Origin of the sequence: Sorangium sp. So ce1335 (genome assembly GCF_051521615.1) — a bacterium.
Classification (GTDB): domain Bacteria; phylum Myxococcota_A; class Polyangia; order Polyangiales; family Polyangiaceae; genus Sorangium.
The window spans coordinates 4,620,001-4,632,260 of the sequence record NZ_CP150363.1 but is presented as its reverse complement, the minus strand read 5'-3'; the positions used below and the strand labels follow the sequence as shown (position 1 = coordinate 4,632,260).

The following is a 12,260-nucleotide window of genomic DNA, read 5'->3' as shown; positions in this document are numbered from 1 at the left end:
GAGTTGCAACTCCCCCGGCGGCCTCGATCGGGGTCCCGACCGGAGTTGCAACTCCCCCGGCGGCCTCGTTCGAGGTCCTGACCGGAGTTGCAACTCCCCCGGCGGCCTCGTTCGAGGTCGTGTCCTAATCAGGGCGGATGGGTCGCTCACGCCACGATTCTCGTGGGCAATCTCGAGTCGCACAGTGCGCCACGTGGCAACATAGTCTCCTACATCTGGAGCGAGTCTTTCTTGTTGACGGCCGCCTACGAGTGTATATAATGTTCAAGTTTAACAAAAAATCCACGTGGACCTTGATCCGCGCCCGTGGTGAGTTAAGCTCACCCCGACGACAGCGCGGCATCGGTCCTGCGTCAGGACCTGGTGAGTAGTCGCTGCGTTCGCGACGCGCTCGTGCATGGCGCTGGGCCGTGTCCTCGTGTGGACGCGTCCGGGTGCGCGGGCTCGCGCGCGCGGTAGGCAACCGTCGACCTCGGCTGTGGCCGCATGAAACGTGCGCCGTTATGGCGACACGTTGTGGAGATGTGTGCGCAAAACGCCAATACTCTTACACGTACAGATGGTGTGATGGAACCAATTGATGCGCCCGATATCTTCTTTCTTGCAGAGGACCTCGAAAGCACCGTCCATGGCCCGCCGACCCGGGAGGGAGAAGAACGCCTTTTCGAGGTGTCCAGCAGCGTCGAGTTGAACCCGGAAGCAAGGCCCGACGGCGCGATTCCCATCCTGAAGAACATCAAGGCCAAGCTCGTCGCGCGCTGGCTGGTCGACGAGCGCGGCAACCGGTTCCTTGGGTGGGTCTACGCGGGCCCGGCCGACCTGAGCCGGTATGCCGAGGAGAAGTCCGACGGCGAAAGGTTCGACACCTGGATCACCCGCATGCTGGCCCGCAGTGCCATGCGCGTGCGCGTGACGGAGCGGAACGGCGACGCCGCCATGATCGAGGCCGAGCTCCGTGCCACTTCGCCGAACGCGCTCAGCTCGGCCGAGTGCGCGAAAGGAGCCGCGTGATGCGCGTTCTTTGCAGAATCGAGTCCGCCGTCGGCAACCCGACGCCCATGCGCGACAACACGGCCCAGTTCTCGAGGGTGCCAGCGAAGGGGGAGCACGTGTGCGTCTTTTCTGACGCCGACGTGCTGGCCTACTACCTCGTGTCCGAGGTCGTGCATCACGAGCGAGGGGAGCACTACAACGGCGAGTTCGATGCGACGCTGCAGCTGACGGCCGCTATCAAGCTTCCGATCTAAATAGCCGATCCCGAATCGGCAACAGGCGAGCTGAGTACCGGCCGCAGGCTCGCGGGCGACCCCGGGTACGGGGCGAGGGCCTCCAGGCAATCATCCACCTCCTCGACGAGTTGGTCGATGCTCGCGCACCGATGGTTGCAGGTGACGTTGTCGTGGACCTGCTTCCAGACACGTTCGATGCGGTTGTACTGGGGCGCGTACGCCGGCAGGAAGTGCAGCACGAGCTTGCCTCCCGCGGCCTCGACGAATGCTCGGGTCTTCTTGCTCGTGTGGATGCCGAAGTTGTCGACGATGACGTGCAGCCGCCGGTAGCGCCGGTAGCGGCGCAGCAGCGCGGCCAGCGCCGCGATGAACAAGTCGCTGCTCTTGCGAGCGCCGAACGCCCACGTCAGCTTGCCCGAGCCGATCGTCAGCGCGCCAGCGACGTCGCGCTTCTGGTTGTTGCCGGGCGTGAGCACACGCTTCTGCCGACCGCGCCGCATCCAGTCGAGCCCGAGCCGCGGGTTGAGATCGACATCCATCTCATCGGCGTAGAAGGCGATCTCGTCGCGAGGCAGGCTACGGATCAGCGTGCGGATCGCTCCGATCCTGCGGCGCTCGCGCGACTTCGGCCACGGGCAGCGGACGACGGGACGGGGGCGCTTGCGGCGCGCTCCCATCGCTCGCAACAGCCGACCGATGTGGCCGACGCTCAGGCGCAGTCCGGTGTCGCGTTCGAGCTGGAGCGCCAGCAGCTCGCGCATTCACGTCGGCCGTGCCCAGCCGAAGTCCTGCGGGCTCGCGTCGAGCAATCGCTCAAGTCGCCGCCGGTGCGCTGCAGATACCTTGAGGCAAGCTTTCCGTTCAAGCACTTGGAATTGCTGGCGTTCCCGAATCAGGATCGGGAATTTAGACTAGTCCGGAGGCCTGGCCGGCGTTAGACGACGGCGGTCCTGCCCGTGGATGTCCCGGGCCGAAATCACAGCTCACGCACGCGACCTTCACGTTACGCGGTCTCTGACAGGGCGTCGCGGCGGGTCGTGCTCGCTCGTAGCGCTGGCACACGGGCGACGTCGTGCAGTCCAGGGCGCACGGCCGTCCGTACGCTCTCAAGGCTGCGTGGACAGACCGCCGGTGCGAGCAACTTGACGAACCCCGGCGCGCGGACAGGTGCGCACCGGCCGACGCTCTGGACGGTGGGACCCATGTCGCTGTGACGCGCTCCTCCAGGTTGCGTTTGACGCCCAATCCTGCCATCAGAGCGTTTGGTCGCATTGCCACGTTTTCCCGGCGGTGCCAGAGGGGAAAAGCAACCGATGAGAACGGAATGCCGACGGGTCGCATCGGCGGCGATGCTCGCTCTCGTGATCGGTGTCGCTTCGACGCAGGCAGAGGCGTCGGAGCTGAGCGCCGGCGTAAGTCTCGGTTGGATCCAGGCTGGCACCGCCCCGCGCCTCTCGGTGGGCCCGCATGCTGGGATATCGTGGCACATCAAGAAGAATCTACTGTTGAAGCTTCACGATCTATGCAGCCTCGTGCCGCCGATCCAGGTGGGCGGGGCCGGGGTTTACAATCACACCTCCGTTTCCCTTGGTTATGTCTGGAAAGATGGCGACGTTGGTGCGGGCCCATCAGTTGCGATCTACTTCATGCCAGCGTGCGGAAACACCTTATGCGGACAGGTTGCCGGGATGGCAGTAGGTGGACATGCGCAAGCCAGCGCGTACGTGATGGGGCCGCTGGGCATATCGGCGAGCGCCAACGTGGACTGGATCCGCGGAAGAAGTCTCGTGCTCCCCGGCCACGTCTCCGTCGCTGTCGTCGCCGGCCCTGCGATTCGATGGGGCGCCCAATGATTTCAAGAAGAAGTCTATTTTTTATTGCAACCGTCGCGATCTGGGCATTGGCAGCATGCAACTGGACGGTAGGAGAATGTTACCCTCGCGAGGAATGGACCTCGGGAGCAGGTGCTGGTCCAGGCTCGGGGCCAACCCCGGTATTCAGCTCCAGCGCATCGGGTGACTTCGGAGACGCGCCATCGGGAGAACGGCGAGGCGACAGTGAGCACGAGATCCAGTGTAACAAGGCGGACAGCTCAGAGGAGGAAGACGAAGAAGAAGAGCGCCCGAGAGACAGCTCGGAGAGTCCGACAAACAGCGAATGCTCAGGACCCGGTGACATCACCGGAGACGCCCGGACTTATGTGTTCTGTAGCAACGCCTGCATCTCGAAGTGCCCACCGGCCGGAGTAAACGGATTCTCGCCTACCATTTTCAAGTTCACCATGACGATCTCCGACGACGGAACAGGCGAATCGGGAGGCTGGCAACAAGCCTCCGTTCGCCTGAAGATCAAGCGGTGGGTCGAGGTGTATCCAGAGTTCTGGGAATGTCCACAGATGACATTTGGAATGCCACTACGCAACGTGGCCCAGGGGCAGATATCGGCGGAGGAGGCCGCACGCATCAGCGCCGACGTAGCGAGCAAAGCTTCGCGCAAAGTGATGAGAGCGAACCTCACTATTCCGCAAGGGATCTACTGCGTCAGGCTGAAGGATGAGATGGACATGAGCCTCCGCAAGCGCGTGGCTGGATCCAGAGTCACGCAGCCATGACTCATACGGTCGAGGAGCTGCTCGACGTCGTATATCGCCACTACCCTCGGCGGGTTCCGTACGAGGATCCTGGCCGCGTGCAGACAGAAGAGGATCGACGGCTGGTGGACGCCCGTCGTCGAGCCGGCGCCGACTCCGAGCGGTGGCTCGGCATGTTGCGGCGTCTACGCGAACAGTTCCCCGAGAACGAGATCGACAATCTCTCAGTCCATCTCATGACGGGAAGCCACGACGCCTGCTATTCCGGCTCGCTCTATCTTCCGAAGGTCGCCGGAGAAGACCGGCACACAATTGAGTTCAGGGTGAGCTTCCTGGCCCCTTATTACATCGTTTATAGCTCGCGCCTCGTTGATGATCCAGAGGAGCTCGAGCGGGAGAGGACGCTCCGCTCGACGCCACCTCGCGCCGTCACGATCTTCGTCCATGATACGGTCTACATCCTGCCCGCCTGGGTTGGCAAGCTGGTCAGGCTGATCAAGCCCGAGCTCATCGAGTCACCTTCGATCGAAGATAAACCCACCCGACAGGTTGTCTGCTTCGATCCTTCGCCCGGTGAGCAGCCGTACGCTACGGGGATCGCCCAGGAGATCGAGGCAACATGGGGATACGCGCGCATGCCGCCGGAGATCGGCGGCGTGGTCGTGCCGGACGTGGCGACCAATCTACGATGTCCGGGAGAGGCCACGCTATACGACTGCCTGTTTTCAGATGCACGATAAGCCGGTGAGGGTCTCAACCTCGGCGCGTACCGAGACCCCAAACGTCTGGCGCGTGCTCCGGAGCTGGTCAGCCCTCGACGCGGGGCCGCACACACGCGAGGTCTACGCGGCGACGTATCGCCGCTGCAACGCACGACGCTCCTCCTCCGTCGACGCCGCGATGAGCGCGATGTAGGGCTCGAAGGCGAGGGGCATGGGGAGATCGAAGAGCAGGTGCTTCTCGGGATCGACGCTCTTCCCCGCGCCATGGCAGAGGAACAGGCGCTCCTGGAGGAGCGGGAAGACGGCGATGGAGGTGAGCTCGTGCCTCTCGATCGTCTCGATGTCGGCGATCGACGGCTCGAGGATCTCGTCGAACACACCGCTCGGATGCTTGAACGGACCTCCGGCGTGACGGTTCACGTCCTTGCGCACGAGCGCCCCGCCGCGACCGATCGTGATGAACGAGCGCTCGTGAGGCGTGCCCTCCCAGACCGTCACACGCCGGCTCGTCGCGTCGGGGTGGATCCACACGGTCGGGAGGTCGACGTTCAACGGCGCCACGCCCTTGACCCGGCCGATCGTGCTCGACCTGAGGAACCGCCGGGTGACGGCCGTGCAGCAGAGGACGTCCGCCGGAGCGAGCCGTGTCCCCTGCCAGTCGCGATCCCGGCGGAAGTGACGGAAGAAGAGGAGGTAGGGAGACCTGCACATCTGCGCGAGGACGAAGAGCCCCCTGCGGGTCTCGAGGTCGATCACGTTGCCTTCGCCCCAGGTGACGCGCCCCATCGCGCCCGCGACCCTACCCGCTCAGGATCGATCTGGCGAGGCGATCGTCTCCTCGAGCGCCGGCGGCCCGTGACGCTGCGGCGGCTCGGCGGGCTCGCCGGCCCCCGACGACCCCCCGCGCCCGCCGTTCTGTGGCGCTGGGCGCGCATCCGTGAGAGGTTCACGGCGCCGCGCCGAGCCAAGCGGCGCGCGATCCTGAGCACATGAAATCGAAGAGCGTCCTTGTCATCGGGCTCGGCCGGTTCGGTACGTCGATCGTCGAGACCCTCTGGAAGAACCGGGCGGAGGTCATCGCCGTCGACAACAACCCCGAGGCCGTCGACGCGGTGAAGGACAAGACCTCGGCCGCGTTCATCGGCGACGCCACCGTGCACAAGGTGCTCGAGGGGATCGGCGCGCAGTACGTGGAGACCGCCATCGTGACCTTCGGCGAGCACTTCGAGCCGTCGGTGCTCTGCGTGGCCTCCCTCGTGCGGATGGGCGTGCGCGAGGTCATCGCCCGCGCCGCGACCGACCGCCAGGCCGACATCCTGCGCGCCGTGGGCGCCACCCGCGTCATCCAGATCGAGACCGAGATGGGCCGCCGCGTCGGCGCCGACATCACCACGCCGCTCGCCCAGGACCTCCTCGAGCTCGCCAGCCACTACCGCGTCGTCCCCTGGAGCGCGCACGGGCCGCTCGTCGGACAGACGCTCGCCGGCTCGAAGATCCGCCAGCGCTACCGCATCAACGTGCTCGGCGTGCGGCCGCACACGACAAAGCGGCCCGACGACACGCCGCGCCTCGAGGCGCCCACACCGGACTACGTGATACGCGACGGCGACACGCTGCTGCTCGTCGGCGACAGCGACGACGTGAGCCGGTTCGTGGCGGAAGTCGGGGGCTGAGCGCCGCGTGATCACCGCGCCCGCGCGCGCCGCGGCCGCGAACCACGCTACGCTCCCGCGGCGCGCCGGGCCGGAGCACGCTCCAGGCCGCGCGACGCATCTTCTCGCCTCGCGCTCGTCGTGCGAGAGGGGCGGCGCATGCCTTCTTCCAGAGCGTCCACTGCGATGCGCCTCATCGCCTCGGAAGCGCTGCTGCTCGCGGTCGCCCTGACCGGCAGCGCAGCGCGCGCGCAGACCGCCGGCGCGCCCCCGGCGGAGCCCCCGCCCGCCGAGGGCGACCCGGCCGGCGCCTCGGTCCCCCGCGGCGGCGCGGGCGCGGTCGTCGTGCCCGAGCCGGGCACGGCCCAGCCGCCGCCGGCCGCCCCCACCGAGCCGAAGCTCGTCACGTACTCGCCGCCCGCGTACCCCGAGGCGGCCCAGCGCGCCGGCGTCGAGGGGAGCGTCATCCTCAAGCTCGACATCGACAGGACCGGCCGCGTGACGAAGGCCGAGGTCGCGACGCCGGGCGGACACGGGTTCGACGAGGCCGCGCTCGCCGCCGCCCCCGGCCTCGTGTTCGAGCCGGCGCGGCGCCCCGACGGCACGCCGGTGGCGGCCCGCATCCTCTACCGCTACGCGTTCACGCTCACGCCGAAGCCCGCCGACGCGGCCGCGCCCGCGCCCCCGGCGGACGTCGAGACCGTCGTCGGGGCGGTCCTTGCCGCGGGCACCGGCGAGCCGCTCCCGGACGTCGCGGTCAGCCTCCTCCGCCCCGACGGCGGCCGCGAGGAGGCGAAGACCGACCAGCAAGGCAAGTTCCGCTTCAAGAACCTCCCCCCCGGCAAGTACCGCGTCGAGGTCGCCGCCACGGGGTTCGAGCCGTTCGCCGCCGACGAGGAGATCGCGGCCGGCGAGGCGATCGAGGTGCGCTACCGCATCTCGCTCGCGGCGCCGAAGGACGGCAAGGCGCCGGCGGGCCTCGAGGTGACCGTCGAGGGCGAGCGCCCGCCGCGCGAGGTGACCCGGAGGACGCTCGAGCGCCGCGAGATCGACCGCATCCCCGGCACCGGCGGCGACGCGCTGCGCTCGCTGCAAAGCCTGCCCGGCGTCGCGCGCAGCGGCTTCGGGCTGCTCATCGTGCGCGGGTCCGCCCCCCAGGACACGCTCACCTTCATCGACCGCACCCCGGTGCCGATCATCTACCACTTCGGCGGCCTCTCCTCGGTCGTCCCGACCGAGATGCTCGAGAAGATCGACTTCTACCCGGGCAACTTCAGCGCCGTGTACGGCCGCGCCATGGGCGGCATCGTCGACGTCGGGCTCCGCTCGCCGAAGCAGGACGGCAAGTACCACGGCGTCGTCCAGCTCGACCTCATCGACGGGCGCCTGCTCCTGGAGGGGCCCGTCCCGTTCCTGAAGGACTGGACCTTCATCGCGGCAGGCCGGCGGAGCTGGGTCGACGCGTGGCTCGGGCCCGTGCTCAAGGAGGTTGGCTCCACCGTCAGCCAGGCGCCCGTCTACTACGATTACCAGTTCGTCCTCGAGGGCCGCCCCTCCCCGAGCGAGCGCGTGCGCGCGAGCTTCTACGGATCGGACGACGGCTTCGAGATCACCCTGGACAACCCGCCCGAGGACGAGCCGGCGCTGACGGGCGACTTCGGGTTTCACACCGCCTTCCAGCGCCTCCAGCTCAGCTACGAGAACCGCCTGGGGACGCGCGATCGGCTCCTCTGGTCGCTGGCCCTCGGCCGGGACGTCGTCGACTTCGAGGCCTCTCCCCTCAAGTTCAACGTCACCTCGACATCGCTCGACCTCCGGCTGGAGCTGTCGCACCGGTTCGCGCGCTACCTCACGATGAACGTCGGCGCCGACCTCTCCGGCGGCATCGCCACGGTCAACGTGCGCGCGCCGGCGCAGTCGCCCGCCGGCCACCCGTCGAACCAGCCGTTCTCGCTCGCCCCGTTCCAGGACCAGTCGTTCAACGGCGCGTACTCCCGGCCGGCCGCCTACGCGGAGCTCGAGGTCGTCCCCACGCCGCGCGCGCGGATCGTCCCCGGGGTGCGGCTCGACTACGCGCTCGACACGCGCACGTTCGACGTGAGCCCCAGGCTCAACGGCCGCTACGACGTCCGGAGCGAGTTCCCGCGAACGACGGTCAAGGGCGGCGTGGGCCTGTACCACCAGGCGCCCCAGTTCCAGGAGACCATCGAGCCGTTCGGCACCGCGGGGCTCAAGTCGAACCGCGCTGTCCATTACGGCCTCGGCGTGGAGCAGGAGCTCACGAAGCAGGTGAACGTGACGGTCGAGGGGTTCTACAAGGCCCTCGATCGGCTCGTCGTCTTCTCGCCGGAGAAGGAGGGCTATGCGAACGACGGCACCGGCTACGCCGTGGGCGGCGAGGTGCTCCTGAAGTACAAGCCGGACGAGCGCTTCTTCGGCTGGGCGGCGTACACGATCTCGCGGTCGATGCGCACGGACGGCCCCGGCGAGGAGGAGCACCCCATGCCGTTCGATCAGCCCCACGTCCTCACGGTGCTCGGGAGCCTGCGGCTCGGCCGCGGCTGGGAGCTCGGCGCGCGCTTCCGCCTCGTGTCGGGCAACCTGCAGACGCCCTATGTCTGCGATCCGGAGCAGAAGGGGTGCAATCCGAACCGGGTGAACGCCATCTACCACGCGGCCTCCGCGCGGTACTCGCCCATCCCGCTCGGGGGCGAGTACAGCGAGCGGATGCCGCTCTTTCACCAGCTCGACATCCGCGCCGACAAGACGTGGCGATTCAAGACGTGGCAGCTCGGCCTCTACCTCGACGTGCAGAACGTCTACAACCACATGGCCGCGGAGGGCATCACGTACAACTTCAACTACTCGAAGCGGGAGTACGTGACGGGGCTCCCCTTCCTGCCCACGCTCGGGCTGCGAGGAGATTTCTGATGAAACGGACCGCACCGCCGGCGCGCCGCGCGTTGCTCGTCGCGCTCTCGACCCTGGCCCTGGGCATCCCCTGCTGCGCGGGGGGCGACCTCTCGCCGTCGTCCGAGGTGAAGGGGCTCCGCGTCCTCGCGGTGACGGCGGACCTCCCGTATGCGGCCGCGCCGCTCGGCGGCGGCGTGACGTTCGAGATGACCTACGCCGACGCGCCCGAGGGCGGCGCCGGCCCGCGGCCGGTCCAGATCATGTGGCTCGGCGGCTGCGTGAACCCGCCTGTCGGGATCGACGAGCACATCGGGTGTCTGCCGCAGCTCCTCGGCGCGGCGCAGGAGTTCGCCCCCGGGGGCGCGGCGGAGGACGGCGAGAACGAGGAGACGGAGGACGCGCCCCGGCTCTTCGATCGGGACGACATGACCGCGGAGCAGAGCGGCGAGCCGGGCAAGTCGAGGTTCAGGATGGTCCTGCCCGACGACATCTTCGAGGGCGCGCGGCCCACCGAGACCGAGAGCTTCTACGCGTCGGCGTACGTGTTCTTCGCCGTGTGCGCCGGCACGACGCGCGTCGCCTCATCGCCCCTCGAGGCCGGGTTTCCGCTGGAGTGCGTCGGCGAGGACGGGGCCGTGCTCGGCCCGGACAGCTTCGTCGTCGGCTACACGCAGGTCTATGTCTTCGCGGACCGGCGGCTCAACGCGAACCCGCCGGTCACGGGCCTCACGGTGAAGCTCGGCGGGAGCGAGGTCGCGCTCGACGACGACGGGTTGCCCGTCGTGGCGCGGTGCGACCGGCCCGAGGAGGAGCAGGCCCAGGGGTGCAGCCCGCCGGCGCCGGAAGACGACGGGTGCACGGAATACGACATCGAGGCGATCGTGGGGGACGTCGCCGAGCCGGACGTCGAGGCCGCCGGGCTCGGCGGGCCGCCCGCGCGCGAGGCGATCTGGGTCGACTACTACACCGACGGCGGCGGGTTCGACGGCGCCAGGCGGCTCGTGAGCGACGCGACGCGGGGCTTCCTCGGCGGCCACGGGACGACGTGGACGCCGCCCGCGGAGCCGGGCCGCGTGTCGCTGTGGGCCGTGGTCCACGATACGCGGGGCGGCGCGAGCGTCGTCCGGCGCGAGGTGCGGGTGGAGTAGCGCGGCGCCCGAGCGGCCTCTCCGGGAGCCCGGGCCGGCGCCGCGCGCCGGCGCTTGTGCCGGCGAGCGCGCTCCCGTATCGCACCGGCCATGCCGCCCCTCGATCTGCACGTCGCCGTGTTCGGCGCCTCCGGCGCCGGCAAGACGGTCCTCCTCGCGGCCTTCTACCGGGCGCAGACCCAGCCCGCGTTCCAGCAGGAGTACGCGTACAAGATCCAGGCGGTCAACAAGGCGCAGGGGAACCGGCTCCTCGGGCGCTTCTATCGCCTCGAGGAGGGCACGTTCCCGGAGGGCAGCACGCGCTTCGACGAGATCGAGTTCGACTTCTTCCCGCGGGACCTGCCGGAGCCGGCGGTCCGCATCCACTGGTACGATTACCCCGGGCGCTGGTGGGAGGAAGAGCCTGTCGACGCCGACGAGCGCGACGCGATGCGCGAGGGGCTCCTCCGGCTCGGCATGAGCCAGGTGGGCATCCTGCTCGCGGACGGCGCGAAGTACCGGAGCGAGGGCACCGCGTACATCCGGTGGCTGTTCGAGCACTTCGCGGACGAGTGCGACCGGCTGCGCCGCGCGAGCGCCGCCGCGGGCGACGAGGTGAGCTTCCCGCGCGAGTGGATCCTCGCGCTCAGCAAGGCCGACCTGTTCCCGCCGGACTACAGCGCCAGGGACTTCGAGCGCGAGGTCTGCCGCGACGCCGACGAGCAGCTCGCGAAGCTGTGCGCCGTGCTCCGCGCCGAGCGCGCGTTCGGGCACCGCTTCATGCTCCTCTCGTCGGTCGCCGCCCCGCCCGACGCGCAGGTCGACCCGGGGACGTCGCTCGGCGTGCGCACCCTCGCCCCCGCGATCCTCGTGAGCACGGTCGAGGGCGCGGTCCGCGAGGCGCAGGCGGCGCGCAAGGAGAAGTCGGCGAAGGAGACGTTCTTCGAGGGGCTGCGCGATCTCGTGCAGTTCGTCGATTCCGTGGACGACTTCCTTCCGAAGCGATACCAGATCGTGAGCAAGATCCTGAGGTTCGTCTCCCTCAAGGATCTCGCGACCGCGCGGGTCGACAGGCTCAGGAAGGCGCGCGAGGACGCGCTCCGGAAGGGCGACACGTTCAAGGCGGTCCTGACCGGCATGGTGGCGGCCCTGCGCAACGACGAGGGGCTGCGGGCCTACCACCAGAACCAGTAGGGCCGTTATGCTCGCGCCCGTGCACGCCCCCGCCCGCACCGTCGAGACGTCGCGGCTCCTCTGGAGGACGCGCGGGGAGCACTGGGATTACGAGTTCGTCTGCGTGCCCGAGATCCCGGCGCTCCCGGGCTGGCTCACCACGCTCGAGGCCGTGCTCGGCGACGCGGACGCGGGCGCCGGAGAGCTCCGCTATGGCCTGCTCGAGGTCGACGACGCCGCCGCGAGGGCGCCGCGCGCGTTCGCCTACGTGGCGGCGCGGTTCGTCGATCCGGCGCGGCGGGACTGGACCGGGCGGCAGATCCAGCACTTCGCGATCTGGTTCCCGCCGGTCCCGCCGGAGGCCGTCGAGGCGCTGCCCGCCGCCGTCCCTGCCGACTGGCACCTTCGCGTGCTCGCCGGGCTCGCGGCGACGTATGGATCGAGCGAGGTGTTCGGCCTCCCCGAGGAGGCGATCCGCGCCTGGAAGCGGAGCCATCGCGAGAGCCGGGCGGAGGCCGCGCTGGCCATCGTGAAGCGCACGCCGCCGGTGGCGCTGTTCGAGGAAGGCGAGCCGGCGCCGGCGCCCCCCGAGGCGCCGCGGAATCCGTGGAAGAGGATGCCGACGCTAAAAAAAAAGTCGCCTGAGCCGCTGACGACGCCGAGGGAGGTGAGCCTCGTCGTGGCGGGCAGGCGCGGCGGCCTGCGCCGCGTGTTCGGCTGCTTCACGGCCCTCGCGATGATGCTCGTCGCGGTCCATCAGCTCGTGGCGTGCGGGGCGTCGATTCACGCGGGCTGAGCGCTCCGGGCGCCGCTCACCCGGGTCGAGCGCTCCGGGCGCCGCCGCCCACACCCTC

General features: G+C 69.0%; 11 protein-coding genes. 9 read left to right on the top strand and 2 right to left on the bottom strand.

Features of this window, described 5'->3' with window-relative positions:
- The first annotated feature begins 567 nt into the window (after nt 1-567).
- Together WMF24_RS16965 and WMF24_RS16960 are read left to right on the top strand one after the other, a co-directional pair.
- Entirely contained in the window at nt 568-1,011 is a 444-nt protein-coding gene (locus WMF24_RS16965) for a hypothetical protein (protein WP_437737452.1), read from the top strand.
- Nucleotides 1,011-1,247, top strand: a complete 237-nt coding sequence (locus WMF24_RS16960; protein ID WP_437737451.1) for a hypothetical protein — start codon at nt 1,011-1,013, stop codon at nt 1,245-1,247. Before WMF24_RS16965 ends, WMF24_RS16960 begins: the two co-directional genes overlap by 1 nt.
- On the opposite strand, the gene WMF24_RS16955 is transcribed toward WMF24_RS16960, so the two are convergent.
- Nucleotides 1,244-1,990, bottom strand: coding sequence for an IS630 family transposase (locus WMF24_RS16955; RefSeq protein ID WP_437737450.1), 747 nt, complete (start codon nt 1,988-1,990; stop codon nt 1,244-1,246). The two genes, WMF24_RS16960 and WMF24_RS16955, sit on opposite strands and share 4 nt — an antisense overlap.
- Before the next feature lie 1,520 nt (nt 1,991-3,510).
- On the opposite strand from WMF24_RS16955, the gene WMF24_RS16950 reads away from it, so the two are divergent.
- Both WMF24_RS16950 and WMF24_RS16945 read left to right on the top strand, forming a co-directional pair.
- Nucleotides 3,511-3,840 carry a hypothetical protein gene (locus WMF24_RS16950; RefSeq protein WP_437737449.1) on the top strand — a complete coding sequence of 110 codons (330 nt, stop codon included), beginning with the start codon at nt 3,511-3,513 and terminating at the stop codon, nt 3,838-3,840.
- Entirely contained in the window at nt 3,837-4,559 is a 723-nt protein-coding gene (locus WMF24_RS16945; RefSeq protein WP_437737448.1) for a hypothetical protein, read from the top strand. Before WMF24_RS16950 ends, WMF24_RS16945 begins: the two co-directional genes overlap by 4 nt.
- 102 nt (nt 4,560-4,661) lie before the next feature.
- Here the strand turns inward: WMF24_RS16945 and WMF24_RS16940 are convergent, their stop codons facing one another.
- Nucleotides 4,662-5,327: a hypothetical protein gene (locus WMF24_RS16940; protein ID WP_437737447.1), complete on the bottom strand. Its 666-nt coding sequence runs from the start codon at nt 5,325-5,327 to the stop codon at nt 4,662-4,664.
- Between the two features lie 203 nt (nt 5,328-5,530).
- Here WMF24_RS16940 and WMF24_RS16935 point away from each other — a divergent pair, with 203 nt between their 5' ends.
- The 5 genes from WMF24_RS16935 (at nt 5,531) to WMF24_RS16915 (ending at nt 12,202) form a co-directional block, all read left to right on the top strand.
- A complete protein-coding gene (locus WMF24_RS16935; protein ID WP_437737446.1) occupies nt 5,531-6,214 on the top strand; it encodes a potassium channel family protein in 684 nt (227 codons plus the stop codon).
- 138 nt (nt 6,215-6,352) lie between these two features.
- The gene (locus tag WMF24_RS16930; protein ID WP_437737445.1) at nt 6,353-9,124 is read left to right on the top strand and encodes a TonB-dependent receptor domain-containing protein; all 2,772 of its coding nucleotides are present in this window, start codon (nt 6,353-6,355) and stop codon (nt 9,122-9,124) included.
- Nucleotides 9,124-10,254, top strand: a complete 1,131-nt coding sequence (locus WMF24_RS16925) for a hypothetical protein (protein ID WP_437737444.1) — start codon at nt 9,124-9,126, stop codon at nt 10,252-10,254. Before WMF24_RS16930 ends, WMF24_RS16925 begins: the two co-directional genes overlap by 1 nt.
- A gap of 90 nt (nt 10,255-10,344) precedes the next feature.
- A complete protein-coding gene (locus WMF24_RS16920; protein ID WP_437737443.1) occupies nt 10,345-11,427 on the top strand; it encodes a hypothetical protein in 1,083 nt (360 codons plus the stop codon).
- Between the two features lie 19 nt (nt 11,428-11,446).
- Nucleotides 11,447-12,202 (top strand): hypothetical protein, encoded by a 756-nt coding sequence (locus tag WMF24_RS16915; protein ID WP_437737442.1) that lies wholly within the window; start codon nt 11,447-11,449, stop codon nt 12,200-12,202.
- Nucleotides 12,203-12,260 lie beyond the last annotated feature (58 nt).